This is a genomic window from Microbispora bryophytorum (assembly GCF_006874465.1).
GTDB classification, from domain to species: domain Bacteria; phylum Actinomycetota; class Actinomycetes; order Streptosporangiales; family Streptosporangiaceae; genus Microbispora; species Microbispora bryophytorum.
Genome location: NZ_VIRL01000020.1, coordinates 100,893 through 127,595 on the forward strand (window position 1 = coordinate 100,893; position 26,703 = coordinate 127,595).

The 26,703-nt window shown below is 71.5% G+C and carries 17 protein-coding genes; 6 read left to right on the forward strand and 11 right to left on the reverse strand.

Features of this window, described 5'->3' with window-relative positions; genetic code table 11:
* Position 1: 1 nt before the first annotated feature.
* From FLX07_RS29145 to FLX07_RS29175, 7 genes are all read right to left on the reverse strand, one after another.
* Entirely contained in the window at positions 2–1,351 is a 1,350-nt protein-coding gene (locus tag FLX07_RS29145) for a TrkH family potassium uptake protein (protein ID WP_142574888.1), read from the reverse strand.
* Positions 1,352–1,562: 211 nt separating this feature from the next.
* The gene (locus tag FLX07_RS29150) at positions 1,563–2,738 is read right to left on the reverse strand and encodes a GDSL-type esterase/lipase family protein (protein WP_142574889.1); all 1,176 of its coding nucleotides are present in this window, start codon (positions 2,736–2,738) and stop codon (positions 1,563–1,565) included.
* Positions 2,739–2,825: 87 nt separating this feature from the next.
* Positions 2,826–3,395, reverse strand: coding sequence for a TetR/AcrR family transcriptional regulator (locus FLX07_RS29155; protein ID WP_142574890.1), 570 nt, complete (start codon positions 3,393–3,395; stop codon positions 2,826–2,828).
* 133 nt (positions 3,396–3,528) lie between these two features.
* A complete protein-coding gene (locus tag FLX07_RS29160) occupies positions 3,529–3,720 on the reverse strand; it encodes a hypothetical protein (RefSeq protein ID WP_142574891.1) in 192 nt (63 codons plus the stop codon).
* A gap of 7 nt (positions 3,721–3,727) precedes the next feature.
* Positions 3,728–6,622 (reverse strand): immunoglobulin-like domain-containing protein, encoded by a 2,895-nt coding sequence (locus FLX07_RS29165; protein WP_142574892.1) that lies wholly within the window; start codon positions 6,620–6,622, stop codon positions 3,728–3,730.
* 479 nt (positions 6,623–7,101) lie between these two features.
* A complete protein-coding gene (locus FLX07_RS29170) occupies positions 7,102–8,661 on the reverse strand; it encodes an alpha-L-arabinofuranosidase B (RefSeq protein WP_142574893.1) in 1,560 nt (519 codons plus the stop codon).
* Between the two features lie 803 nt (positions 8,662–9,464).
* Positions 9,465–9,692 carry a hypothetical protein gene (locus FLX07_RS29175; RefSeq protein WP_142574894.1) on the reverse strand — a complete coding sequence of 76 codons (228 nt, stop codon included), beginning with the start codon at positions 9,690–9,692 and terminating at the stop codon, positions 9,465–9,467.
* Between the two features lie 174 nt (positions 9,693–9,866).
* Here FLX07_RS29175 and FLX07_RS36715 point away from each other — a divergent pair, with 174 nt between their 5' ends.
* Positions 9,867–10,007 carry a hypothetical protein gene (locus FLX07_RS36715; protein WP_167748432.1) on the forward strand — a complete coding sequence of 47 codons (141 nt, stop codon included), beginning with the start codon at positions 9,867–9,869 and terminating at the stop codon, positions 10,005–10,007.
* A 16-nt stretch (positions 10,008–10,023) separates the two neighbouring features.
* Here the strand turns inward: FLX07_RS36715 and FLX07_RS29180 are convergent, their stop codons facing one another.
* Both FLX07_RS29180 and FLX07_RS29185 read right to left on the reverse strand, forming a co-directional pair.
* Positions 10,024–12,435, reverse strand: coding sequence for an N-acetylmuramoyl-L-alanine amidase (locus FLX07_RS29180; RefSeq protein ID WP_142574895.1), 2,412 nt, complete (start codon positions 12,433–12,435; stop codon positions 10,024–10,026).
* 195 nt (positions 12,436–12,630) lie between these two features.
* Complete coding sequence (locus FLX07_RS29185) at positions 12,631–14,061, reverse strand: family 43 glycosylhydrolase (protein ID WP_142574896.1); 1,431 nt, start codon at positions 14,059–14,061, stop codon at positions 12,631–12,633.
* Positions 14,062–14,599: 538 nt separating this feature from the next.
* Here FLX07_RS29185 and FLX07_RS29190 point away from each other — a divergent pair.
* From FLX07_RS29190 to FLX07_RS29205, 4 genes are all read left to right on the forward strand, one after another.
* Entirely contained in the window at positions 14,600–15,415 is an 816-nt protein-coding gene (locus FLX07_RS29190) for an NAD(P)H-binding protein (protein ID WP_142574897.1), read from the forward strand.
* 158 nt (positions 15,416–15,573) lie between these two features.
* On the forward strand, positions 15,574–17,208 hold the full coding sequence (locus FLX07_RS29195) for a TIGR02677 family protein (RefSeq protein WP_223854124.1): 1,635 nt from the start codon (positions 15,574–15,576) through the stop codon (positions 17,206–17,208).
* Entirely contained in the window at positions 17,205–18,683 is a 1,479-nt protein-coding gene (locus FLX07_RS29200; RefSeq protein WP_142574898.1) for a DUF2398 family protein, read from the forward strand. The genes FLX07_RS29195 and FLX07_RS29200 overlap by 4 nt, the downstream gene beginning before the upstream one ends.
* Complete coding sequence (locus tag FLX07_RS29205; protein WP_142574899.1) at positions 18,680–23,086, forward strand: TIGR02680 family protein; 4,407 nt, start codon at positions 18,680–18,682, stop codon at positions 23,084–23,086. The genes FLX07_RS29200 and FLX07_RS29205 overlap by 4 nt, the downstream gene beginning before the upstream one ends.
* Positions 23,087–23,111: 25 nt before the next feature.
* On the opposite strand, the gene FLX07_RS29210 is transcribed toward FLX07_RS29205, so the two are convergent.
* Positions 23,112–23,867, reverse strand: coding sequence for a class I SAM-dependent methyltransferase (locus tag FLX07_RS29210; RefSeq protein ID WP_142574900.1), 756 nt, complete (start codon positions 23,865–23,867; stop codon positions 23,112–23,114).
* A gap of 201 nt (positions 23,868–24,068) precedes the next feature.
* Between FLX07_RS29210 and FLX07_RS29215 the strand changes: the two genes are divergently transcribed.
* Entirely contained in the window at positions 24,069–25,763 is a 1,695-nt protein-coding gene (locus tag FLX07_RS29215; RefSeq protein WP_142574901.1) for an AMP-binding protein, read from the forward strand.
* 29 nt (positions 25,764–25,792) lie between these two features.
* On the opposite strand, the gene FLX07_RS29220 is transcribed toward FLX07_RS29215, so the two are convergent.
* Entirely contained in the window at positions 25,793–26,680 is an 888-nt protein-coding gene (locus FLX07_RS29220) for an oxidoreductase (protein ID WP_142574902.1), read from the reverse strand.
* Between the last annotated feature and the right edge of the window lie 23 nt (positions 26,681–26,703).

Here is a 26,703-nt window from a genome sequence, read left to right on the forward strand (position 1 = left end):
GTCAGCCAACGATGACGTCCTCTTCCGGTAATTCGTAGCGGCGGGTGCGCTCCTTGAGCGCCAGGGCGGAGCCCAGCGTGAGCGGGCCGATCCGGCCGACGAACATCAGCAGCGTGAGCAGCATCTGCGCGGCGGGGGAGACGGTGGAGGCGACGCCGACGGACAGCCCGGTCGTGCCGAAGGCGGAGACGACCTCGAAGAGCACCCGGTCCGGGGAGTGCGGCGTCAGAACCAGCAGGGTGTAGCTGAACAGCGCGACCAGGGCCACGCTCAGCACGGTCAGCGAGACCGCCTGCCGCTGCGCCGCCTCGGTGAGGCGGCGGTGGCCGATGTTCACCCGGCTCTCGCCGCGCAGCTCCGCCCAGACGATGAACGTGAGCAGGCCCAGCGTGGTGACCTTGATCCCGCCGGCGGTGCCCGCGCTGCCGCCGCCGACGAACATCAGCAGCTCGGTGACGAGCCAGCTGGAGGGGTGCATCTGCGTGATGTCGATGCTGTTGAACCCGGCGCTGCGTGGCATGACGGCGGTGAAGAACGCGGTGAGCAGCTTGCCCTGCTCGTCCATCGGCCCGAGCGTGCGGGGGTTGGTCCACTCTGTGAGGAGGAACAGCAGAGTGCCGCTCGCCAGCAGGACGGTGGTGACCGTGAGCGTGATGCGGGTGAGCAGCGACCAGCGGCCGGGGCGGCGCCAGGAACGGCGCAGCTCGAACACCACGGGGTAGCCGAGCCCGCCCACGATCACCGCCGTCGCGACGGTCAGGCAGACCCACGGATCGGCGGCGAACCGGACCAGGCTGTCGGGCCACAGCGCGAAACCGGCGTTGTTGAACGACGAGACCGCGTGGAACAGGCCCAGATACAGCCCTCGCCCGACGGGCTCGCCGTATCCGAGCACGAACCTGAGCGTGAGAACGGTTCCCACGACGGCCTCGCAGAGCAGGTTGAAGAGCACGACCTTGCCCACCACGCGCCGCAGGTCGCTGCCGTTGAGCACCCTGGTCTCGGCCTGCGCGGACAACCGGGCCCGCAGGCCCAGCCTGCGGGAGACGAGCAGGGTGAAGACGGTCGCCAGGGTCATGATGCCGAGGCCGCCCACCTGGATGAGGACGGCGATGACCACCTCGCCGAACACCGACCAGTGCGTGGCCGTGTCGACGACGGTCAGCCCGTTCACGCACACCGCCGACGTCGCGGTGAACAGGGCGGTGATCCAGGTCGCGGGCTTGCCCGAGGTCGTGGCGAGCGGACTGGACAGCAGGGCGGTTCCCAGGAGGACCGTCACCCCGAACACTGTCGTGATGACCTGCGCCGGCTGGTGGAAACGCGCCACCATGGCCCAAAACAGCCTCATGCAGGCTTCTCTCCGTCGTCGCGGCCCCCTGTGCGTTCGCGCAGGTGGCCGTGCCAGGCGGGGAGCTCGCGTTCGTCGTCTAACGGGCGGGGCGTCTGCGATACCACCGAGAACCTCCGTGTGGGCACCGGAACCACGTCCGCCGACCCGACTTCCCGGAACACCGCGGCCTACCGTAACAGCACATTTCCCGCACGGCACATCAGGGCTCTCACCCCGTGGTGACGGCGAACGGGCCACCGGCGCCGAACACGAGGCGGGCGAAGTTCTCGCCGATGCGGCGATGTCCCTCGGGGCCGGGGTGCACCTCGTCGGGCAGCGGCAGTTCCGCGTAGTCCGCCTCGCCGTAGAGGTCGCGACCGTCGAGGTAGTGCAGGTTCGGGTCGTCGGCCGCCCGCTGTCGCACGATCCGGGCGAGTTCGTCGCGGATGACGTTGAGGGTCAGACGCCCGGCGGCGCGCTCGGCGGGATCGCCCGTGGCCGTGAATCGCACGGTCCCGCCGTCGAAGCGGGGCGCGAGCGGGCCGGGGGTGTCCTCCTGGACCGGGCACAGGATGGAGGACACGACCAGCAGCGGCGTGGCCGGATGCCCCTCGCGAATGGTGTCGAGGAAGCCGTGGACCGCGGGGGTGAAGGCACGCAGGCGCATCACGTCGCCGTTGACGATGTTGATGCCGATCTTGACGCTGATCAGGTCGGCGGGGGTGTCCCGCATCGCGCGGGCGGTGAACGGGTCGAGTAGCGCGCTGCCGCCGAACCCCAGATTGATCAGCTCCACTCCGCCCAGGGCGGCGGCCAGGGCCGGCCAGATGGCGGTCGGGTGGGCGGCGTTCGAGCCGTGGCTGATGGAACTGCCGTGGTGCAGCCACACCCGGGGTCCGCCGTCCGGCGCCGGCTCGATCGGGGTGTCGGTGCGCAGGGCGATCAGCTCGGTGATCTCCGTATGCGGCAGCCAGATCTCGACGTTCTTGTCACGCGCGGGGAGATCGGCGAACCGGGCGGTGCCGGGAGGCCCTTCGCGCAGCTCGGCGGCCTGGGAGGCCAGGTCGATCAGGCGGACGTTGCCGCCGGTCACCGTGGCCTGGGCCGTGAGGCGGCCGTCGACGAGCAGGTCGTACACACCGTCCGCCGGGGCGGGAAGACCCCGGTAGGCCCTCTTGGTGGGCAGCGTGTCGAGTTCGATGGTGGTGGCCCGGGTCCGGAACGCCAGGCGTACGCCGGACGGCTGGGCCTCGGCCATGGCCAGTTGCCCGTCGGGGATCTGCCGGCGGGCCCAGGCGGGCAGCCGGTGCGGCAGCAGGCCGTGCGCCGTGCGTTCCACGTCGAGGGCGCCGCGCACGATGTCCGGGGTGACGGGTGTGGTGATCCAGTCGTGTTCGACACTCATCGCCTCAGCCTGTTGATCGGGATTTCCGGGTGTTGCGCCGCGTCGGTGCGGCCCCTGGTGGTCACGGCCCCTGGTGGTCACGGGTGGTCACGGCGTCGTCCGGTCGCGCAGCATGGCGTCGAGGGAGTCCACGATCCAGGACCAGGATTCCTCCGGGTCGACGGCGGTGTGGCTGAAGCCTCCGCTCATCTCCAGGCTGACGTAGCCGTGGAACACGCTGCCCAGCATCCGGACCGCGTGCGTCTGGTCCGGCTCGGCGATGTCGTAGCCGCGCAGGATGGCCCGCGTCATCTGCGCGTGCCTGACTCCGGCGCTGGCGGCCGCCGTCTCGGGGTCGAGCCTGAGCCGGGCGGCGTCGTAGCGGCCGGGATGCTCCCGGGCGTAGCCGCGATAGGCGTCCGCGAAGGCGGCCAGGGCGTCCTTGCCGGCGCGCCCGGCCAGCGCGTCCGCGACCCGGTCGGCGAGTTCCTCCAGCGCGAACAGGGCGATCGCGGTCTTCAGGTCCTGGGAGCTCTTCAGATGGGAGTAGAGACTCGCGACCTTGACGCCGAACCGCCGGGCCAGCGCCGAGATAGTCACCTGGTCGAAGCCGACCTCGTCGGCCAGCTCCGCCCCCGCCCTGATCAGACGTTCCGTGGTCAGTCCCGCTCGCGCCATAACCCTCTCCCCGCTCCGCCTGGACTCATTATGGATTTGCCTAACACGTTTAGGCAAATCCATAATGAGTGTCGCGAGGCTGTCCAGCGCATACCCGGCTACGGCGTCGCGCAGGAGGTCGGGCGGCCGCGGCTCAGGCATGTGCCGCACGGGCGTCGCGGACGGGGTGGGTGCGGACGGGGCGGGTGCGGACGGGGCGGGTGCGTACAGGGTGGGCGAGGTGGCCATCGGCGGGCTCGCCGGGCTCGCCGGGCTCCAGGATCTGCCCCACGACAACCGGGCGGGCCGGCGAGGAGCTCGCCGGCCCGCCCAGGCCGCTCGTCACCTGCCGGCTACCGCACCCTCAACTTCTGGTAGTCGGCGGCGTGGGGCTGGTAGGTCGGGTTGCCGGAGTAGGCGACGTGGACCGTGTACCCCCCGGGCTGCAGATCGGCGGTCCGCAGTGTGACGACGGCCTCGCCGTCCGCCAGGGGCACGACCTGCACGGTGCCGCCGAAGCTGACGGTGACCTCGCCGGTCGGGGTCGGAGCGCTCTTCTTCTGCCCGCCCGCCGGCCCGACGGTCACGTCCAGCTTGAACGTGTCGCCGCGGACAACCGACGCCGGCGCCGTTTTCGCCTTCACCTTGACGGCGTTCGGGCCGGAGGGCACCTGGAACGACGCCGTGCCCTCCGACGCCCCCAGGTAGTCGAAGCCGAGGTACTCGGCCTTGACCGTCCGGGCGCCCGCGGGCAGATCCGCGGGCAGCGTGACCGTGGCCACGCCGTCGTCCAGGTGGGCGAGCTTCGACCACGAGCCGATGCTGAACCGCACCTGACCGCCGGTCTCGAACCCGTCGGCCGCCTTGACGGTGGCGGTGGCCGTGGTCGTCTGGGCCCCGCTCGCGTACGGCGCGACGGCCACCTCGGTGGTGGTCGTGACGTCGCTGTTCGGGATCCCGCGGATGTCGTTCCACTCGCGGACGGTGATCGGGATCACGGTGCCGTGACGCGGACGGACGACGCCCGCGTTGGTCATCGTGATCGCCTTGGCGTTCCAGGTCGGAGCCTCGATGTTGTCGTGGCACGCGGCCTGGTATCCACCACCGTTGGTGTACCGGTCACCCCAGAGGTAGAACTGGCCGGGGCAGGAGGTGTCACCGGGGTTGGCCTTGAAGATGATCGGCCCCTCGTACCCCTGGTTGGCGACCCACGTCGTGCGCCCCAGAGCCGGAGCGACCAACGTCCAGTTGTTGATGTTGCTGTCGAGGAAGTCGGTGTGCTTCTCCGAGAAGATGTCCGAGCCCTGGTTGCCGGCCTCGTTCTTGGTCACGCGGTAGTAGTTGTCACCGACCCGGATCGCGGTCGTGTCGATCCGCGACAGAGGGGCCGGGTTCTGCCAGACCTTGGGACCGGAGAACGTCTGGAAGTCGCGCGTCGTGGCGTACCACATCTGCGCGTTCCCCTGACCGGTGCGGTTCACGGGGTCGTTCCACATCGACTGTGCCCAGAAGACGGCGTAGGCGCCGATCTCCTCGACCCACAGCGACTCGGGTGCGAAGGCGTTGCCCGCGTTGTCGGGCGCGACTTTCACGTGCCGCTGAGGAGTCCAGTGCACGAGGTCGTGCGACTCGAACACCTCGATGTACTGGGTGTCGTTGATGGCGTATCCGCCCTGGTCGTACCAGTTCAGGTCGGTGGCGATCATGTAGAACGTGTCGCCGTCCGGGGAGCGGACGATGTGCGGGTCACGAAGGCCCTGGTCGCCCAGCTGGGAGATGAGCGACGGCCGGCCTCCGGTCAGACCGGTCCAGTCCAGAGCGGTGTTCCCGTTGGACGTCGCGAACATGATCTGCTCGCCGTCGGCGATTCCCTCGCCCTTGAAGTACCCCATGAAGTACCGCTCGTACTCCTCGGAACGGGGCATGGCGGTGATGGTCACCGGGAACGACTTCGTCTGCGAGGCCGAACCCTTGGTGATGGTCGCCGTCAGGACGGCCTCGACATTCGCGCGGCCGAAGGCCGGGCGGGTCACCTTGCCCGTCGGAGTGACGAGGTCGCTGGTCGACTTCCAGCTGATCGTGGATCCGAACTCGCCGGTGGCAGGGAGGTCGATGTTTCCGCGTACGTCGTCGATGGCGTGCAGGCTCAGGTCGAACGTGTCACGGCCGACCGCCTGCGCGTCGTCGAACTCGGCCTTCACCACGATGGGGATCTCCCGTGTGGTGACCTCCTGGGCGCCCTTGCGGACCGTCGCCGTGAGCGTGGCCGTCGCGTCGGGCTGCCCCTTCGCGGGCCGGGTGATCCTGCCGGTCACCGCGACCTTGCGTGCGCTGGGGAGGGCCGGCGGGGTGGAGACCTCGACGACCGACGGGTCCGAACTCGTCCACGTGATGGCCGAGCCCGCCACGGAGCCCACCTTGGGCAGAACGATGTCACGGACGATCGCACTGGTCAGGCCGAGGTCGATGGCGTCGGCGTCGGCGTGAACGCCGGTGGAGACGGTCTTTCCCGCCAGGGCGAGCGTCTCGTCGAGGCTCACCGCCCGGTCGTAGACCCGGAAGTCCCGGATCGTTCCGCGGAATGAGTAGTTGCCCGACGTCTGGGAGCGAGCGAGGAAGTTGCAGTTGGTCCCCGCGGCGTTCACCGACGGCGCCGTGGTCAGGTTCGTCGACGTCGCGTGCAGCACGCCGTCGAGGTAAAGCCTGCCGGTCCAGCTCGTGCCGTTCGCGTTCTGCGACTGGGTGTAGGTGACGTGCGTCCACGCCGCCTCGGGCATGCGGACCCGGTTCTGCTGGAGGTTCGCCGAACCCACCGCGATGCGGAACCGCTGGGTGTTCGACGCGAAGATGGAGCCCTGGGCGCCGGTGTCGGCGTCGCACGAGCCGGACTTCGCGCCGAAGCCCCACATCTGGTGCTCGCCGACGTTCGCCGGGTCGATCCACACGTCATAGTCGACGGTGAGGTTCGACATGCCGGCGGTGATGTCGTTCGGCAGCGCCACGTACGCACCGGTGAGGGCGCTCTCGTAGGAGTCGGGGTTGAACCTGACTCCATCCCCGGTCAAGGTGGCCTTCTCCGGATTCACGAGCGTGGCGTTCGCCGCCGAGCCCGCGCTGCCCGAGTTGACCAGCGTCGTCCCACTCGTCTCGTTGAGGACGAAGTGGTGCACCAGCCCCTCGTTGAGGTTCTCCTCGGCGGCGTGCGAGGGCGTCGCCGCGAACGAGACCGAGACAAGCGCACCCAGCACCAGGCCCGCGACACCTCTACCCTTGCGACTCAGCCTGGGACGTGACCTTCGCTGTCGCAATCTCAATTGGTCCTCCTTGATGCGGTCACTGTGAACACGTGGGGCGCGGCCCCGTTCGGGGCGGGCCCGACCGCACTCGCGGGGGACTGGTCTCGTCGAGCGCTTCGACGAGACAAGGGCAGCACAGACAAAGGTTCACCTCGGCGTGTGATGGGGGGACGGAGTGAACGGGGGGATGAGCTATATGTCACAGGTGTCCGGTCTTGAATGCAGACACTAACCTCCAGTCCTAGCGAAAGATAGCTTCACTAGAAGCAAACTTCGCGAGTTAACTGGTGAAAGGTAGGCGAGGCCCGGATAAAGGTCTCATCCTTGCGACTAATCTGACCCTGTCCCGCGGTCGGTCGCCCGGAAGAGTCGCGCAAGAAGACGGGAGCCGCCCCCGGTGTCCGGGGGCGGCTCCGCTCACGCCGTTGGGCCTATGCCCAGGGCTGGGAGACGACCCAGCTCACGTCGGCGTTCCATGCGGTGGCGTTGTCGAAGGCGTTCGAGCCGCCGTTGCTGGCGATGTAGACGACGTTGTTGTAATGGCGGATGAACCGGGTCGGGAAGTTGTAGGAGGCGAACGACGTGCCCTGACCGCTCTTCCCCGCCTGCGGGCAGAAGGTGGCGTCGGAGGCGAACAGTGAACTGCCGTCGTTGGGCTGCCGGTGGAGCTGGTAGTTCTGGTGGCGCAGGAAGTCGCCGGGGTAGTTCCGCGACTCGAACGACACGCACGAACTGCTGGCCAGGCCGCTGCGCACGATCCAGGTGGCGTCGTTCTTGTCCAGTGTGGAGCTGGACGAGGTGATCACCGACGTGATGGCGTCGTCTTCATAGTGTCGGATGTAGCGGTCGGTGTAGCCGGACGTCGTCGCGCGCAGCGAGATCGACGAGCCGGGGGTGAGCGTCCCACCGGGGGTGCCGGTGCCCGACGTCGAGTATCCGGCGGCGACGATGTTGGCCTGGACCGCGTTCTCGGTGGCGTCGGTCGGATAGCCCGAAGTCATCACGCCCTCGTAGAAGGTGCCCCTGGCGCCCACGCTGTTGTCACCGCCGATGCCGAGGATGATGGCGCCTTCCTTTTTCATCGGGTTGTAGCCCGAGACGTTGGGCCGTACCCCGTTGTAGAAGGTCGACAGGCTGCCCGACTGGGCGTTGCCGCCGCGGATGGCCCAGTGGTTGGGCTCACCCTTGATGATGGCGGTCAGGAACCGGTGGCTGATGCTCGGGTCGCCCGCGTTGTAGTGCTGGTTCACGCCCGAGAACAGGCCGTTCTCCAGGTCGGCCATGATCCAGGGGCCGTTGCCGGCGCCGTATCCCCAGACCTTGATGTTGCCGAAGTAGATGGCCTCCATCGTGCCGTTGCCGTTGTCGCGGCTGTTGGTCTCGGCGTTGCCGTAGTCGAAGCAGCAGCCGCCGTTGTAGTGGGTGCCGTCGAAGATGGCGTACATGCCCTCCGGCTGGTCGCCCTTGGCGACGCCGTTGGTGTTGTTGTTGCGGTAGCCGGTGCCGGGGGCCACGTAGACGCCGTAGGCCTTGTGACCACCGACCGTGATCGGCGCCGCGGTGGCGACCGCGAGGTTGTCGTAGCCGCCCGCGGCCGGGCCGGCGAACCCGCCGGGAGGCGCCTGCGTGAGCCGGTTGTTGCGGCCGGACTGGTCGTAGATGATCGTGATCAGGCAGGTGGTGCCGGAGCAGAACGAGTCCTGCGCGGAAGCGTCGGCCACCCCGCCCGTGCTCAGCACGCCGATGTCGCGGGTGGCGTTGTCCGAGGTGCGGCGCACCTGATAGAGCGGACCGTTGTAGTTGCCGTAGAGCGCACGGGTCGTGCTGTGCGCCGCGACGCACGGTGTGCCGCCCGCCGCGTAGATGTCACACGGCCCCTGCCCGGCCGCCTCCGACGGTGCCGCGAGGCCGGCCAGCAGGCCCGCGGCGAGCGTGATCGCCGCGCCCGCGGACAGCGCCACCCGCTTCAGACGCCCTGATCGGAAAATCATGAGGCTTTCCGTGCCTTCCTGGTGGGGGGTGTCTCTGAGAGAGAGTGTTAGCGTTAACAATTGCAGTTGTGAGCCTGCCGTCTCACAGTCGTGCACGGGGGATCGGTGCGCTCAGTTTTTGCTTCTGACCCGTCTCCGTCAAGGCCCGAATTCGTGGGGAAGGCCTTCACCCGCGCCGTCCGGGTCTCGTCCGGGATCGGCTTACCGCGCGGGAGGCTGCGACCCGCCTGTATTGATCAGCGCCGCGTTGTGCTGCTCGGGAGATATTCCGCGGCGCTCGCCCGGCGCCGCGACATCCCGATCCGTCCGGCCGCGCGGGCGTGGAACGGAAAGCCCTGAAAGTTTCACGATCGACGCTCACGCGCCGCGTCTCGACGCCCGGACGCTGCTGTGCGGCTTGGGTGACAGTGCGGCGCGGTCAGCGCGAGCTGACCTGCACACCGGAAACACCGCACTCATGGCGCGACGGCCGACGGCCGCCGCGCCATCCTGGTGCCGACGGCGACCGCCACGCGAGGCGGACACGTCTCATCGACGATTCCCCGGTGGTCGGCCCGCAGTCGCGACGGCGTCTCCTGCGGACGGCCGGCGCCCGGTCTGGATCAGGGTGTAGCCGGTCTTGCGCGTCGGTGCGGTCGCGGTACCAAAAAAATGTGTGTGCGCCTGACGGCATGTGCGCTTCGAGCGAGGGCGGATGAAGATCAAGGCCCTGGCCGGGGAGGGCGCCTGCGCGTGGACGCCCGCCGACGTGCCGCCGAGGGAGCGGTACTCGCATGAGGCGCTTCCTCGACGGGGCGTCCGCCTCAGAGTTTGTGCAGTTTCTTGAATGGGGCAGTGATGCGTTCCTGCTGTGATCGGAAATCGACGAGCACCGCCACCCCGTCCTCTACTTCCAGGACCACACCGAGACCGTATCGGTCGTGGGTGACCTGGTCGTTCACACTGAACTTCTCAAGAGGCGGGGCGGGGGGCGGGGGCTTGAAGGGACTGGTGGGCAGGTGACGGCGGGACGCGCCGCTGGCTGGCTTCATTCCCTCCAGTATGGGCCGCTCGCAGAGCCGCTCACAACCAACCCAGGGCCTTGACCCGCTGTCTTCGTCCTGGCAGCGGTCTGTTTCGGTGATCTATGGCGGTGCGAGGACGCTCACCGCAAGCGCCGGCGCGGCGATTCGCAGTCCCACCTGCCTGCGGGGAAGCCCCTGAACGTGCTCCAGCCGACGGCCACTGTGCGCCTGGCCGGGCTGGACGTGGACGCCCGCCGGGGAGGGAAAGTCCTCCCCGGCGGGCCGCACCATCAGGGGGTGACCGGCCGGGTCGCCGCCGAGGTGGCGACGGCCTTCGCGTAGGCCTTCGCCGGCACGGTCACCCGTACGGCGACGCGGGCGCCGCGGTCGTGGCCCGTGAGGTGATAGGTCCGCCCGTGGCGCCCGTGACCGCAACGCCGTCGCGCAGCCACTGGTAGGTGACCTTCTCGGGCGACGGCGTCCACGTGCCGGGGGACGCCGTCAGCGTGCGGCCGATCTTCGGTGTCCCGCTCACGGCGGGCGGCTGGGCCGAGGTGAACGTTCCCGGCGCGACCGGCGCGGTCGCCGCCGACCGTGCGGAGGCGGCGGTGAGGTACGGGTCGTCGACGGTCACCTCGACGACCACGCTCCTGCCGAGGTCCGCGACGCCCGGCCGGTACGTCGGCTCGGTGGCCCCCGGGACCTTCGCACCGTCTGCGTACCACTGGTAGGTGAAGCCTGCCACCTGCCGCGACCAGGTCCCCGAGGAGGCGCTGAGCTCACCGCCGACCTTGGCGGGCCCGCTGATCGTCGGCGGCGTGGTGGTGCTCACCGGCGACCGCTGCGCGTCGTGGAGGTCCACCTCGGCCGTGCGGACGAAGACCTGGCGGTGGGCGTACCAGAGTTGGTAGTAGCGGTCCTGTCCTTTGAGGTCGGTGCGGTCGCCGGGGGCCGATCCGTCGAATGTGGTGGCTCGGTAGTAGTCGGTGACCACGTCGTCGTCGCTCACGGCGTACGTCTGGCCGGCCGGGATCTTGTACTCCAGCGGAGACAGGGCCTGGACGGGGATGCCGGTGCCGGCGTAGGCGCTCGACTCGGGGTAGGCCCGGCCGTAGACGGCGGCGGGGCCGGCCGCCCCGGCCTTCACGGTGACGGTCTTGGCCCGGGTGCGGACCACGACCGGATGGTCGGCGGGGTTGTGCAGCCAGGCCAGGGAGCCGGCCCACCACACGCCGAGCCAGTCGCCCTGCACCTGGGCGACGACGAGCTTGTGGCCGGAGACGACGCGGGCGCTGATGTCGCTCGCGTACGTCGAGCCCGCGGTGGAGCCGGGCTTCCAGCCGGGGTCGGCGGCGAGGGGCGCCGTCTCGGACGGCGACTGGTAGAGGGGCAGGAAGTTGGTGCCGGCCCCGGTGACGCAGTCGGGGGAGGGCGGGGAGGCGGCGGCGCAGCCGGTCACCGGCTGCGGGTTGTCCCGGTAGCCGGTGCGGACCTCCACGACGTCGCCCGGGGCGACGTCGGCGGTGGTCTTCAGGTCGCCGCCGATGGGGGCGCCGAGCAGCTCGAAGTAGTGGTCCCAGTCCCAGTAGGGGCCCGGGTCCCAGTGCATGCTCCTGGTGGCGCCGAGGACGGTTCCGGGCACCTGGTCGTGGCCGATGACGTGCGCCCGGTCGAGGGGGATGCCGTATTTCTGCGCGAGGTGTTTCACCAGCGTGGCCGAGGTCTGGTACATCGACTCGGTGAACCAGCCGGCGGTCCCGGCGAAGCCCTCGTGTTCGATGCCGATGGAGTGCATGTTGACGTACCAGTTGCCGGCGTGCCAGCCGACGTCCCCGGCGTCGAGGTGCTGGGCGATGTGGCCGTCGGAGGACCGGATGGTGTAGTTCCACGCGAGGTACGTCGGGTCCTGGGCCAGCCGCACCGACGGGTCGTAGTAGCCCTCGGTGTCGTGGATGACTATGTAGTCGAGCGTGGGCCCGCCCGGCCCGGTCCGGTCGGCGAGGTCGTGGTTGCCGTAGTCGGTCGTGTCGTCCGGCTCGCCGGCCGAACCCGCGGCGTACGGCGCCTCCAGCCATTCGCAGTCGAGGCCGGACGGGCAGTCGACGCCGGCATCGGCGGCGAGCCGCGCGGCGGGCAGGGCGACGGAGTCGTCGGCGGCGAGGGTGACCCGCCCGCCGTCGGCGGTGACGCGGCTCTGACCGGTGCGGAGGGTCTGGTAGACCTGCCGGACGAAGTCGTTCCTCGCCCCGAACCGTGCCACCGCGTCCCGCCAGGAGCCCAGGTCGCCGCCGTCGTCGCTGTCGCCGCGGTCGTGGTAGCACGCCAGCAGCGCGGCGCCGCCGCAGATGCCGGCGTTCGGCTCCCGGCGCAGCGCGTCGGCCGTGAGCCCGGTCAGCCCGGACGCCGCCGCGATCTGGCTCGTGGCCCCGACCGGGCGCCCCTTGTCCGCGCCGTCCCCTGCCTCGGGCGCCCGGTCGCTCAGGTCGAACACGCCGTAGCCGCCGTCGGCGCTCGGCCTGCCCTGGTGGTCGTCCCAGCGGGACAGCATGTACGCCACGGCCTTCAGCAGCGGTTCCGGCACGCCCGTCGCCGTGGCCGCCTCGCCGAAGGCGGCTTCGCGCGTGGGCGCCGACAGCGTCCCCGTGCAGGAGACTTCCGGCCCGGCAGTGGAGGTGGAGGCGGAGGTGGAGGCCAGGACGGACGGCGCGGCGGGGCACAGCACCGCCGCCGCGACGACCGCGACGGCGATGCCGCGATGTGGAGTTCTCAACGTGTGCGACCCCTTCTCGAATGCCTGCGGGGGGATCAGGCCGGGGCAATCACACCGCCGCGCGCCGCCCTACGCCAGAGCGGCACGCGAATCTCGTCGAGATCGTAACTTTTCGCCGGACAGGCCGAGTCAGATGAAAATCATCGCCGGTGGCGCACCTCCACCGGACGCCGGTCTTCGTGCCTGTCCGGGAACTCAGTAGACGTAGGGCCAGCCGGCGCCGTCCCAGCCGAGCTTGTTGATGCCGAGGCGGGAGGAGCCGTCGTCGGCGTACCAGTGGTAGAAGAGGATGTCTCCGTCGTTGTCGGCGAGGACGGCCTGGTGGCCGGGGCCGTGGATGCTTCCGTGCCCGGCCAGCACCTGCGTGCCGCCCCCTGACGTCATCGCCGTCCCGTTCCGGTCGACGTACGGGCCGGTGACCGAGGTGGAGCGGCCGACCATGATGCGGTAGGTGCTGGACGCGCCCTTGCAGCACAGGTCGAAGGAGACGAACTGGTAGTAGTAACCGCCGTGCCGGTAGATGAACGGCGCCTCGGTCGCACCGCCGTTGCGGCCGGAGATGCTGACGATGGTGCTGTTCAGCCGCTTTCCGGTCGCCGGGTCGAGTTGGACCATCTTGATCCCGGACCAGAACGAGCCGAAGTCGAGCCACCAGCGGCCCTGGTCGTCGACGACCAGGTTGGGATCGATGGCGTTCCAGTTGTCGGAGGTGTTCGACTCGATGACCAGGCCCTGGTTGGTCCACGACCCGGACGCGCCGGTCGTGCTGGTGGCCAGGAAGATGCCCGAGTGGTTGGAGCCGAAGGTCGAGGCCGCGTAGTACATGAAGTACTTGCCGTTGACGTAGGTGATGTCCGGCGCCCACAGCGTGTTGCTGCCGTTGGTGTAGGCGTGCGTCCAGGAGGCCCCGCCGGGGAAGGCCACGCCCGCGTTGCGCCAGGCGGTCCGGTCGGACGAGGTCTTGAGCGTGATGTTGTCGCCCGTGTGCGCGAGGAGGTAGGTGCCGTCCGGCTTCTTGGTCACCTCGGGGTCGTGGACGGTGACGTCACCGGTGACGTAGCCCGGGCCGGGGTAGGAGGTGAGCTTGACGAGCTGCCACTGCTGGTTGGCGCCGTTGAGGTCGGCGTACTGGGAGACGCGGCCGCCGTCGGCGGTGGACCACTCCCAGATTTCGAGGGCCTTGCCGCTGTTGCGGTTGATCAGCTTGACGTAGCCGCTGTCGGTGTCGACGACCCGGAACTGCTGGTTGGTGGCGTTCTTGTCGGTGTACTGGATGACGTCGGCGCCGTCGGCGGTGGAGCGGCCGGAGATGTCGGCGACCTTGCCGCTGAGACTCGACCTGAGGCGGTAGTAGCCGCCGCCGGAGTCGACGAACTGCCACTGCTGGTTGGTGCCGTCGTTGCGGGACCACTGCACCAGGGGCGCGCCGTCGTTCGTCGCCCTGTTGTAGACGTCCAGCGCCTTGCCGCTGTTGCGGTTGACCAGCACGTACGACGCGCTCGTGTCGATGGTCGCCGCATGGGCGGGGCCGGCGGCCACAAGGGACGGACAGACCGCGAGCAGCGCCAGGATCGCCAGGGCGAGGACGCGGCGCGGCCATGCGGGAGAACGTGCGGAGGTGTCCATGGGGGGTGCCTCTCGTCGGGACGGGACGGTACGGGACAAATGTGAGCGCTAACAAACGCGGTTGGGGGCGCCCTCGATCACGCTGTCGTTCACCGGGGATTGCCGCTCAGTGTCAGCGCCGGTTCCCGGGTCGTCAAGGATCCCGTCACGCGGCGCCGATGCGTCGGCGCTCGCCCGGCCGCGTACGCGCGTGATGAAGACGCTTGCGCCGGCTCGGGCCGCGGGCGGGAATCGCCCGTTCGGCCTGCTCCCGGCGCCCCGGACCGGTCGTCGCCGTCTCCCGGTGCGACGAGGCGTCCTGACGCGCCGGGAACCCGGCGATGGCGGTGAAAGTTTCTTCCGGCCGGGCGTGGCCCGGCTTCCCGATCCGCCGGGCTTTCGCCCAGGGCAGTGAGATCGCCGTACGCGAGCGCGGGCCGTCACGTCGCCGGCGCCTCTCCGTATTTGTGAGTCGGTCAACTGACTGGGAGTGGACAAGTGGCCCCGCGGACGACTACGGTTCTTCCCAGTCAGCCAACTAACTAACAAGGGAGCAACGATGATCGTGGTAACGGGTGCCAGCGGAAACGTCGGTGGCCAGGTGGTCGCCCTGCTCGCCACCGCGGGGGAGCGGGTGACCGCCGTCTCCCGGCGGACTGCCGAACTCCCCGAGGGCGTACGGCAGGTGCGCGCCGACCTGGACGACCCCGCCGGGCTGAAGGACGCCTTCGACGGTGCGGAGGCGCTGTTCCTGCTGGTGGCCGGTCAGGACCCGCAGGCGATCCTCGACGCCGCCCGGGCGGGCGGAGTCCGGCGGGTCGTCCTGCTGTCCTCGCAGGGGGCGGGGACCAGACCGGAGTTCTACCGTCACCCTGTCGCCTTCGAGGACGCGGTGCGCCGGTCCGGTCTGGAGTGGACGATCCTGCGGCCTGGCGGCTTCCACTCCAACGCCTACGCCTGGGCGGAGTCCGTCCGCGGCGGCCGCACGGCCGCCGCGCCGTTCGGTGACATCGGCCTGCCGACCGTCGACCCGGCCGACATCGCCGAGGTCGCCGCGACCGTCCTGCGCGAGGACGGGCACGCCGGCCGCGTCTACGAGCTGACCGGCCCCGCGCCGACCACGCCGAGGGATCGCGCGGCGGCGATCGGCGCCGCGCTCGGCACGCCGGTGCGGTTCGCCGAGCAGACCGGGGAGGAGGCCCGGGCGCAGATGCTGCGGTTCATGCCCGAGCAGGTGGTGGAGGGCACGCTCGCCATCCTGGGGGAGCCGACGGACGCCGAGCGGCGGGTCAGCCCGGACGTCGAGCGCGTCCTCGGCCGTGCTCCCCGGTCCTTCGCCGACTGGGCGGGCCGCAACGTCGCCGCCTTCCGATGAGCCTGATCGAGGCGTTCCCGGCGCACGTGACGGCCGTGCGTTTCACCTGAGACCCGGTCCCCCTCCTCACGCAGGTCGCAACTGTCGGTGCCCTCCAATACGGTCTTCTCGGCACGGGGAGCCCCGCCCACCTCTCCTGGTGGGCGGGACTGCGCGACATGGATCGGGGGGACCGGATGGCGGACCGCAGGGCGTTGGACCTCGACTCGCTGGCGATCAGCGATCGTTTCAGGCTGTTCAACTTCACCAGGCGCGACGACCATGTGGCCTATCTCTGGGTCCTGCGGGCGATGGACCGGCTGCGGGAGGTGCACCAGGTCCAGGTGGACGCCGGTGAGGTGCAGGCGGCCCTGAACGAGCTGGCCCGGCTCCACGACGAGGTCCCGACGTTCGACGGCAACCTGCGCGACCGGCTGGACGCCCTGTACGAGGACGGGGTGGTGCACCGGTTCGACGACGCGTCCCGGGCCGGCAACCTCGTCCGCTACCGCAACAGGCAGTCGGTCTACCAGTTCAGTGAGCTCGGCTACTGGGCGTACACGTCGGTCGAGGGGCTGCTCGCGGCCCGCATCCAGGACGCCAACCTGTCGCGGCTGGTCTTCTCCGACATCCTGGAGGACCTCAAGGCGCTCGCGGCGGCCAACCGCGCGGGGGAGGGCGAGCAGGTCTACCGCCGGCTGTCGCGGCTGGACTCGGTGATGGAGGACATGGGACGCCGCTCCGCGCACTTCCACGTGACGCTCGGCGAGATCATCCGGTCCACCGACGCCTCTCCCGAGACGTTCCTTCGCCACAAGAACGCCCTGCTGACGCACATGTCGGAGTTCATGGCGGAGCTCGACCGCTACCTGCCCCGCCTGGCCACGGCCGTACGGGACGTCGAGGCGAGCGGTCTGGCCTCCCTGCTCGACCGCGCGGCGGCCGCGGACGAGCGGCCCTTCGTGGACCGCCACGAGCGGCTGGAGGACTGGCGCCGCCGCTGGTCGGCCCTGCGGGCGTGGTTCGCCCCGGAGGGATCGCAGGAGTCCCGCGCCGGGGAGCTGCGCAACGCCACGCGCATCGCGGTCTCGGGGGTGATCGCGCTGCTGCGGCAGATCTCGGAGGCGCAGCGCGGCGGCGTCAACCGGGCCACCCAGCTGCGGCATCTGGCCGAGTGGGTCTGGAACGCGCCGGACGAGGGCGCCGCCCACGCGCTGATGGGCGCGGCGTTCAACCTGCGGAGCGCACGGCACCTCGGCGCCGCCCACGAGGACGCCGAACAGATCTCGCCCCGGGCGACCTGGTGGGACGCGCCGGGGGTGGAGGTGTCGGTCACGCTCTTCCGCAGCGGCAAGGCGCCGACCCCGGGCGTGCCCGCGCCGGTGCGCGGCAACCCCGGCGCGCGGGCGGCGCTGCGCCGCGAGCAGGCCGGACAACGCGCGGCCGAGCGCGAGGCCGCCGGTCACCTGACGGATCTCGGCGCGTACGGGCGGGTGCTCGACGAGTCGGAGACCCGGGTCCTGCTGAAGCTGATGACGCGGGCGCTGGAGGGACGAACGGTCGTCGCCGGCCGCCTGAAGAGAGGATCCGGCGCCGACGACGCCGTGATGATCCGGCTCGTGCCGAGCGACACCGGAAGCGCCGTGCGCACCGCGCAGGGGCTGCTCCACCTGCCCGGGTTCCGGGTCGAGCTCGCCGGACGGACGCCGGTGACAGGCCCCGGCGCACGCTCGGAGACGGGTTCGGGGACACGGGCCAAGGCGGGTTCGAAAGCAGGTTCGGAAGCAGGTTCGGAAGCAGGGGGTGGCAGGTGACGAGTCCCCGCGCGGGGGCCGCCGCCGGTGTCTCCGTCGCCGACCTCGGCTCCTACCAGCAGGCGGTCCGCCGCGTGCTGACCTGCGATCTGATCACCAAGGAGCGGCCGCGGCCCGGCGTGCTCGACCAGGTGCTGCGCTGGGCCGACGAGATGGCGCGCGACTTCCGTGAGCTGCTCGGCTACACGCTGATCGCCACCACCCACCATGTGCGGCTGGTCCGCCATCTCGACGTCCTCGACGAGACGCAGCGCTCGATCTTCTCCCGCAAGGGCAAGCCGTTCGACCGCCGCCGGCTGGCCTACCTGTGCCTGGTCCTCGGGTCGTTCCAGCGCTCCCGCATCGAGATCAGCCTGGCGGACCTGGTGCGGATCTTCACGCCGCTGGCCAACGCCATCGACGGCCTCGGCTTCGACCCCGCGATCGGATCGCACAAGGCGGCCCTCGTCGACGTGCTGGGCTGGCTGGTGGACCGCGGCGCGCTCCGGCTGTCCGACGGCAGCCTGGAGTGGTGGGCCCGCGACACCGAACGCGGCGACGCGCTGTACGACATCGACCATGACATCTGCGCGGTGCTGTTCAAACCGGCCCGGCCCGTCCAGCACCTCACCAGCGCGGCCGGCCTGGTGCACGAGCCGCCGCACTCGAACCCGGCCCGCAGGGCGCGGCGGCTGCTCGTCGAGTTCCCCGTGGTGTACTACGCGGACGTCGAGCCGCAGGTGGCCGACGCGCTGCGCGCCCCGGGTCTCGCCGAGGACCTCGTCCGGTTCACCGGACTGGTCCTGGAGCAGCGTGCGGAGGGCGTCATGCTCGCCGATCCGGGCGGCGTCTTCACCGACCGGCCGTTCCCGGGCCGGGGCAACGCGGTGAGCCGGGCGGCGGGGCTGCTGCTGGCGAAGATCGCCGACCTGCTGGAGGACCCCGAGCACGTGCCGGAGCCGCTGCCCGTGCCCGCGCTCGCCGACGACCAGGCCGGCCTTGTGGCGCGGATGGACGCGGGCCTGCCCCGGGACGGAATCGTCGCGCAGCTCGCCTGGTCCCCGTCCGAGGCCGAGCCGCCGTCCCCCGACGACCGGCCCGCGCCCGCGCAGGCGCCGTTCGTGGAGCGCAGCCGCCTGCAGACGATGACGACCGAGCTGTACGACGAGTTCGGGGCGGCCTCGTTCACCACATCCTGGCAGCAGGATCCCCGCGGGCTGCTCGACGCCGTCATCGGCTTCCTCGCGGACCTGACGCTGCTCAGGCCGGTGCCCGGCGGCGTGCTCGTCCTGCCCGCCGCGCTGCGGTACCGCAACATCCGGGCCGCTCTGCCCACCCGGACATCGGGCGGCCAGATGGCGCTGGTGGCCCTGCCCGAGCCGGCGGCGCAGCAGGATCCGTCCGGCCAGCAGGGTTCGTCCGGGCAGCAGGATCCGTCCGGGCAGCACGGTTCGTCCGGCCAGGAGGTTTCGTTCACGCAGGAGGAGGAGCGATGACGCCGCCGAGCGACCGGTTCCAGCCCAGCAGGGCCGGTGTGATCAACGTCTGGGACTACGTGGACGAGGAGTTCGCCTTCGCGGACGGGCGCCTGGTGCTGCGCGGGCACAACGGCTCGGGCAAGACCAAGGCGCTGGAGGTGCTCTTCCCGTTCATCCTCGACGGCGTGGCGGACGCCCGGCGGCTCGACCCGTTCAGCGGAGAGAACCGCACCATGAAGTCCAACCTGCTCTACCGGGGGCAGGAGGCCGAGTACGGCTACGTGTGGATGGAGTTCGCCCGGCGGGAGATCGGGGCGGAGCCCGCCGCGACCGACGAGACCGTCACCCTCGTCATCGGCATCCGCGCGCACCGGCACAGGGACGGGGTGCGGACCTCGTTCTTCGTCACCGGCAAGCGCCTCGGCGTCGACTTCGGGCTGCTTGCGCCCGACTCCCGGCCGCTCACCGAGCGGCAGCTCAAGGCCGTCCTCGGGCCGGACGCCCACAGCGAGACCGCCACCCAGTATCGGGACGCGGTGGACGCCCGGCTGTTCGGGCTCGGCAGGGAGCGCTACACCCAGCTCCTCGATCTGCTGCTGGCGCTGCGCCGCCCGCTGCTGGCCAAGGACCTCGACCCCGACAAGGTCTCGGGCACGCTCACCTCGGGTCTCAGCCCCATCGACGAGGAGCTCGTCGACCAGGCGGCCCGCGACTTCGAGAACCTGGCGGCGGTTCAGAAGCAGTTCGACGACTTCGCGGTCGCCGACGCGGCCGTGCGGGCGTTCCTGACCGACTACGTGGCGTACCTGCGCACCCATGCGAAGGCCCGGCTCGCCCGCATCCAGACCGAGAGGGACGGCGCGGAGGAGCACGCCCGCACGCTCGTGCGCGCCGAGGAGGCGCGCAGGGAAGCGGCCGCCGCACGCGAGGCCGCCTCGGCGGCGGCCACCGCGGCCGAGGCCGAACGCGAAGGGCTGGAGCGCCGCCTCGCCGTGTTGCGCGCGGACGACGCCTACCGCGCCCGGGGCGAGCTGGAGCTGCGCCGCCGTCAGATCGTCAGGACCGGCGAGGAGATCGAGCGGGAGCGCGCCCGGCTGGCGGACGGCGCCGAGCACCTGACCGCCCTCGAAGGCGAGGCGGGCGAACTCGCGGAGCGGCTGGAGGGCGCACGGACGGCGATCGTCCGTCACGCCACCGATCTCGCCGACGCGGCGGAGCGGGCCGGAGTCTCCCACGACGGGGACGGCCCGGCCGACACGGGGGACGACCTGCTCACGACGGCGAGGGCACGCGCCACCGCCCGCCGGGACGACGTCGCGAAGGTCCGCGACGAGATCGCCAGGGTGTCGGGCGCGGAGCGGGACCGCCTGCGGGCGGAGACCGACAGGGACAAGGCGGACAAGGACGTCGAGGAACGGGAAGCGCGGTGCGAGGCCGCCGACGCCGCGCTGACGACGGCGCGCCGCCTCGCGCACGAGGCGCTCGACGTCTGGGCCGCCCGCTGGGCCCGCTCGTCGGAGTCCCTGGAAGATGAGTCCCCGGGAGACGAGTCCCCGAAAGACGAGTCCTCGGCAGACGAGCCTTCAGGAGACCTGCATCCGGAGGACGGCGAGGCGGTGGCCGAGCCCGCCGATGTGGCGGCGCTGGCGGAGGCCCTCGCCCACGCCGGAGACGCCGGGGCGCCGTCCCTGGCCGAGGTCTACAGCGTGCGGACCGAGGAACGGCGGACGGAGGCGGCCAGGTCCGCCGAGCGCCTGTCCGCGCGGGTGCGCGAGCTCGCCGCCGACCTCGTCCGCCTGCGCCGCGAGCGGGAGGAGATCGCGGCGGAACGCGACGAGGCGCCGCCGCACGACGACCGCAGGACGGCGGACCGCGACGGACGCCCGGGGGCGCCTCTGTGGCGGCTCGTCCGGTTCGCCGACGGTCTCGACGAGAAGGAGGCGGCCGGCCTCGAAGGCGCACTGTACGGCGCGGGACTGCTGACCGCCTGGGTGCATCCGGAGGCGCGCCACACACTCGACGCCGTCGCGCTCCTGGAATCCGACGGCTACCTGCTCCCGCTTCCCGAGGAGAGCCGCCCGTCCGGCCGTACACTCGCCGACGTCCTCGTGCCGGAGAAGCAGGACCTGGTGCCGGCGGCGGTCGTCGCGGACGTGCTGCGGTCGGTCGCGGTCGCCGACACGATCACGCCCTGCCGGGAGCGGCAGGGCGGACCGGCGCCGACGGTGACCGGCCTGGCCCAGTTCGGCCTCGGGCTCCTCCTCGGCGCCCTGCCCAAGCCGTCGCCCGAGTACATCGGCGCCACGAACCGGGCCAACCGCCGCGCGGCCAGGCTCGCCGAGTATGACGAGACGATCGGCGAGACGAGCCGGGCGCACGAGGACGCCGAGCGCGACCTGGCACGCGCGAACCGCCGCCTGGAGGACTTCGCCCGCGCCCGGCGGGAGCTTCCGCCCGCCACGGCGGTCGTCGAAGCGGTCACCCGCGTGTCGCAGGAGTCCGCGCTGCTGGCCCAGGCGCGGTCGGCGCTCGCGGACCGCCGCCGCGACCTCGACGCCGCGGTGGCCCAGGTCGACGCGGCGCGCCGGCGGCTGCGGCAGGTCGCGGCGGAACGGAGCATGCCCGTCGCGGAACCGGAGGTCGACGCGATCGCGCGAGCCGTGGACGACTTCCTCACGACGGCGCAGCGGCTGCACGACGGCCGCGAGCGGGCCGCGTCCGAGGAGCGGGACCTCGCGTCGCGGCAGGCCGCCATCGCCCGGCAGCGTGAGCGGCACGACGCGGACTCCCGCGCCCTGGAGGACAAGGAGCGGGAGCATCGGGCCGACGCCGAGGAGCTCAGGACGGGCGAGGAGGCCTTGGACGCGCCGCTGCGCGAGGTGCTCGCCCAGATCGCCGAGGCTGAGCAGCGCCTCGCCGAGACCCGCCGGCGGTGCGAGGAGCATGCCGCGACGGCGGCGCGGGAGAACGAGGCGCTGATCGTCGCCCAGGCCGACCTCAGGCACGGCCAGGCTTCCCTCGGCCAGGCGCTCGGGCACCTCTTCGAGCACGTGGCGGCGTTCGGGCCGTACGCGCATCCGGAGCTGCGCCCGCTGCTCGGCGTCACCGCCACCGCGCCGTGGCCCGCCGACGTCGGCTGGCCCGAACCGGCGGAGGCGGCCGCGTCGGCGGCGGCGGAGCTGTCGGCCCACCCCGGCGCCGGGCAGGCAGGCGGACCGCCGCCCGATGCCGCCGCCCTGGTCGGCCGGATGCTGCCGGGGGACGTGTCCGCGCTGCTGGACGCCTTCGCCGCGGGGACGGCCGACATCCGCGTGCCCGGGGAGAGCACGCTCAAGAGCGCCGCGACCCGGCTGTCGGCCTCGCTGCGGACCTTCCAGGACGCGCTCGACGGCTGCGCCGAGGACTACCGCCTGGAGCACGACCCCACCGGCGTCGTCATGGTCTACGTCAGCGACGAGGGCGGCCGCAATCCGGTCGCCGCGTTCGCCCGGCGGGTCGCCGACCGCGTCCAGGAACAGGGAACGCTGCTGGAGGAGCGGGAGCGGACCGTGCTGGAGGACGAGTTGCTCACCGCGCTCGCCCAGCAGGTGCACGACCGGGTCCGCACCGCACGCGACCTGGTGCGCGGGATGAACGAGGACACCCGGTCACGGCCCATGTCGTCCGGCACCAGGATCGGCATCCGATGGGGCCGCTCCGACCGGCTGAACGACCGGCAGGTCGCGGTGTCGCGGCTCCTCGACCGGGACGCGCAGGGGCTCGGCGCGGCCGGGCTGGCCGAGCTGCGCGGCCTGCTGCGGGAGATGATCCGCGACTACCGGGCCGCCCATCCGCGCGCCACCTACAAGCAGGCCCTGGCCGACGTGCTCGACTACCGCACCTGGTACGGCTTCGAGCTGGTGCTCGCCGTGCCGGGGGACAAGGAGGTGAAGCTCACCCGGGCCAAGCACGAGGAGATGTCCGGCGGGGAGAAGTCCGCGGCCATCCACCTCCCGCTGTTCGCCGCGGCCAACGCCCTCTACTCGTCCGCCAAGCCCACGTGCCCGCGCGTGATCGCGCTGGACGAGGCGTTCGCCGGCATCGACGACCGGTACAAGCCCGAGCTGCTGGGCCTGACCGTGAAGTTCGGCCTCGACCTGTTCATGACCGGCCACGACCTGTGGGTCCACTTCGACACCGTGCCGATGGCCGCGCACTACGACATGCACCACGACAAGAGCGCGCACGCGGTGTCGGCGATGCTGATGCTCTGGGACGGCGCCCAGACCATCGACGCCGACGCCGGTTTCTCCGGCAACGAGGAGCTGGCCGAAACACTGCTCGGCCTCCGGCCGAGCCGCCGCGCCCCCGCCCTCACCGAGGGCACCCTCCTCGCCGCCGACGGCGACGAGGAACCCGACGACGCGGAGGCCGGGATGTGACAACGGTCTGCGCGGCGGTGGAGCGCTACCGTTCGAGCGTGAGCAGAGGCGCAGGATCCGCAGGCGCCGACGCCCCGGGATCTGTGGCAACAGCCTGCTCCAGGCGGCGGAAACCGACTTCCAGCTCGTCCGGAGTGAAGTGAGCGAAGACGGAATGGGTGCGCAGGCGCAGCCGTTCGAGCGCCTCACCACGGGTGCCGGAGGACGGCTCTGTGACCGTGTCGAAGCCGGCGACGCGCCAGCCGGCCGAAGTGAATGTTTCGATCACCTCGTGCAGCGGCTGAAACAGGGAGGCGTCCACCTCGAAGCCGCGGGGGAAATACTCCAGCCACCAGATCCTGGGCATGTGGTCGCTGAACCCGGAGCGCAGTAGCAGCCGCCCGCCGGGCCTGAGCACCCTGGCCAGCTCCCGGGCTGCCCGTGGCTTGTCCTGGACGTGGTGCCAGGCCTGCAGCATGACGGCGTAGTCCGCGCCGGCGGACGGGACCGGAATGTCCTCGGCGCAGCCTGCCAGGTATCGCACACCGGGATGCTGTGACTGCGCCTGCGCGATCTCGCGCATGCGGACCGACGGCTCGACGCCGGTCACCGGCCCGAACGCTCGTGCCAGCGCGGGGGTGAACCTGCCGGTCCCCGAGCCGACGTCCAACCCGGCCAGCGGGCGCTGCTCGGGCAGCAGAGCTTCGAATGCGGTCATCCACGCCTGCAACTGCTGCTCGGTGAGCGCGCGGCCGCGCGCGTAGTCCTGGTATTGCTCCGTGTCGTAGTCGGTCCGTCTCATCCCCGCCCCTTTCGCCTGCGGGCTCCGCTGGGCGGCGCAGCCCGGTCCTGCCACGTGCGGCGCCGCGGCGCGAAGCCCCGGCGCACGACCGTCGCCGGCGCGCTGGTGGCGGATCTTCGGGGGTGACATGACGCGAGCGACGGTCGTACGTTGACCTCCGTGGCCTGCGCGACAGTGGCCTGCGCGACAGAGGGAGTCACCGTGAGCGAGACGACCAGCACCCATGTCTTCAGGCAAGCCCGCGACCTGCTGCTCAGCCTGAGGGAGGAGCCCGAGCGGGCGGCACGCGAGTTCGCCTGGCCGGTCTTCGGCGACAGGTTCAACTGGGCCACGGACTGGTTCGACGCGATCGCCCGGGGCAACCCCCGCACGGCGTTGTGGATCGTGGAGGAGGACGGCTCCGAGCGGCGCTACTCCTTCGACGAGATGGCCCGCCGTTCCGACCAGGTGGCGGCCTGGCTGGCCGCCCAGGGGGTCGGCAAGGGCGACCACGTGCTGCTGATGCTCGGCAACCAGGTCGAACTGTGGGAGTCGATGCTGGCGGTGATGAAGCTCGGCGCGGTGATCATGCCGGCGACCACCGCCCTGGGCGCGGCGGACCTCGCCGACCGCATAGGGCGGGGACGCGCCCGGCACGTCATCGTCAACGCGGCCGACACGCACAAGTTCGACGGCGTGCCGGGAGAGTACGGCCGGGTGTGCGTGGGCGAGGCGATCGGGTGGCTCCGGTACGGCGACGCCTACGCGACGCCGGAGCCGGGCCCCTTCGAGGCCCGGACCTCTCCCGGCGACCCGCTTCTGCTGTACTTCACCTCGGGGACGACGAGCAGGCCCAAGCTCGTGCGGCACACCCAGGTGTCCTATCCGGTGGGGCACCTGACGACGATGTACTTCATCGGGGTGCGGCCGGGCGACGTCCACCTCAACATCAGCTCGCCCGGCTGGGCCAAGCACGCCTGGAGCTGCCTGTTCGCGCCGTGGAACGCCGAGGCGACGGTGTTCGTGCACAACTACTCCCGCTTTGACGCCGCCGCCCTGCTCGGGCAGATCCGCCGCGCCGGGGTCACCACGTTCTGCGCGCCGCCCACGGTCTGGCGGATGCTCATCCAGGCCGACCTCGGAGACGGGCCGGGCGGCCTGCGTGAGGCGGTCGCCGCGGGGGAGCCGCTGAATCCCGAGGTCATCACCCAGGTGGAGCGGGCCTGGGGGCTGACGGTGCGGGACGGGTACGGCCAGACGGAGACGACCGCCCTGATCGCCAACACGCCCGGCGTGCCCGTGAAGCCCGGCTCGATGGGCCGCCCCCTTCCCGGCGTCCCGGTCGTCGTCGTCGACCCGGTGACCGGCCTCCCGGCGGACGAGGGCGAGATCTGCCTCGACCTCGCCGCCCGCCCGGTCAACCTGATGACCGGATACCTGGACGGTGAGGAGGGGGCCATGTCCGGGGGCCTCTACCACACCGGCGACGTCGCGGTCCGGGACGCCGACGGCTCGATCACCTTCGTGGGACGCACCGACGACGTGTTCAAGGCGTCCGACTACAAGATCTCGCCGTTCGAGCTGGAGAGCGTGCTCATCGAGCATCCCGCCGTGGCGGAGGCGGCGGTCGTGCCCGCCCCCGACCCGATCCGCCTCGCCGTGCCCAAGGCGTACGTGGTGCCGGCCGCGGGGTGGGAGCCGAACCGGGAGACCGCCGCGGCCATCCTGCGGCACGCCCGTGACAGGCTCGCGCCCTACCAGCGGGTGCGCCGGCTCGAGTTCGCCGAGCTGCCCAAGACCATCTCGGGGAAGATCCGCAGGGTCGAGCTGCGGGCCAGGGAGAGCGACGCCGCGCAGGCCGGCACCTCGCTGTCCGGGGAGTGGCGGGACGACCAGTTCCCCGAGCTGCGGGCCTGACCCGGCCGCCCCTCCACCGGCCGAGGCCGTCACCGTTCGCCGTGCGCGAGGAGGCGGGCGACCGGCTCCTCGGTCAGCCCCACGACCCCGTCGAAATCCGTCGAACGGCTGACGGCGGCCCAGCGCTCCGTCTCGGCCGCGCGGGAGCGGGACGCCTGCTCGGCCAGGCGCAGCGCGTCGGAGCCGAGCAGCAGCCGCAGCGGCGGATCGTCCACGTCGACCAGCTCGGCGATCACCCTGGCCGCCCGCCGAGGGTCGCCCGGCTGGGCGCCGTCCACCGCTCGCCGGTAGGCGTTGACCCGGCCGACGGTCTGCTCGTAGTCCGGTCCCACCGGCGGGATGCGCATCGACGAGCCGCCCCAGTCCGTACGGAACCCGCCCGGCTCGACGATGACCACGGTGATCCCCAACGGCCGGACCTCGCTGTTCAGCACCTCGGAGAACCCCTCGACGGCGAACTTGGCGGACTGGTAGGCGCCGAGCCCCGGCGTGCCCCCGACCCGGCCGCCCACCGAGCCGATCTGCAGGATGTGACCGGACCGCTGCGCGCGCAGCACCGGCAGCGCGGCCCGGGTCATGGTGACGACGCCGAACAGGTTGGTCTCGAACTGCGCCCGGAAATCCTCGTCGGTGGTCTCCTCGATGGGCGAGGAGTTGGCGTACCCCGCGTTGTTCACCAGCACGTCCAGCGCGCCGAACTCCTCGACGGCCAGCCGAACGGCCCGCTGCGCCGCCGCGGCGTCGGTGACGTCCAGCGCGACGGCGCGCGCCCGGTCGCCGTGGGCCCGGACGAGGTCGTCGAGCAGTTCCGGCCGGCGGGCGGTGGCCACGAGGCGGTCGCCGCGTTCGAGCACCTCCCGGGCGAGCGCGTGTCCCAGGCCCCGGGACGCGCCGGTGATGAGCCATGTCCTCTGCATGATGTGTCTCCTTCGCGTGATGT

Coding starts and splice junctions, on each gene's coding strand:
- FLX07_RS29145 (WP_142574888.1), bottom strand. CDS start 1,351: ATGAGGCTGTTTTGGGCCATGGTGGCGCGTTTCCACCAGCCGGCGCAG.
- FLX07_RS29150 (WP_142574889.1), bottom strand. CDS start 2,738: ATGAGTGTCGAACACGACTGGATCACCACACCCGTCACCCCGGACATC.
- FLX07_RS29155 (WP_142574890.1), bottom strand. CDS start 3,395: ATGGCGCGAGCGGGACTGACCACGGAACGTCTGATCAGGGCGGGGGCG.
- FLX07_RS29170 (WP_142574893.1), bottom strand. CDS start 8,661: ATGATTTTCCGATCAGGGCGTCTGAAGCGGGTGGCGCTGTCCGCGGGC.
- FLX07_RS29175 (WP_142574894.1), bottom strand. CDS start 9,692: ATGAAGCCAGCCAGCGGCGCGTCCCGCCGTCACCTGCCCACCAGTCCC.
- FLX07_RS29185 (WP_142574896.1), bottom strand. CDS start 14,061: ATGGACACCTCCGCACGTTCTCCCGCATGGCCGCGCCGCGTCCTCGCC.
- FLX07_RS29190 (WP_142574897.1), top strand. CDS start 14,600: ATGATCGTGGTAACGGGTGCCAGCGGAAACGTCGGTGGCCAGGTGGTC.
- FLX07_RS29195 (WP_223854124.1), top strand. CDS start 15,574: ATGGATCGGGGGGACCGGATGGCGGACCGCAGGGCGTTGGACCTCGAC.
- FLX07_RS29205 (WP_142574899.1), top strand. CDS start 18,680: ATGACGCCGCCGAGCGACCGGTTCCAGCCCAGCAGGGCCGGTGTGATC.
- FLX07_RS29210 (WP_142574900.1), bottom strand. CDS start 23,867: ATGAGACGGACCGACTACGACACGGAGCAATACCAGGACTACGCGCGC.
- FLX07_RS29220 (WP_142574902.1), bottom strand. CDS start 26,680: ATGCAGAGGACATGGCTCATCACCGGCGCGTCCCGGGGCCTGGGACAC.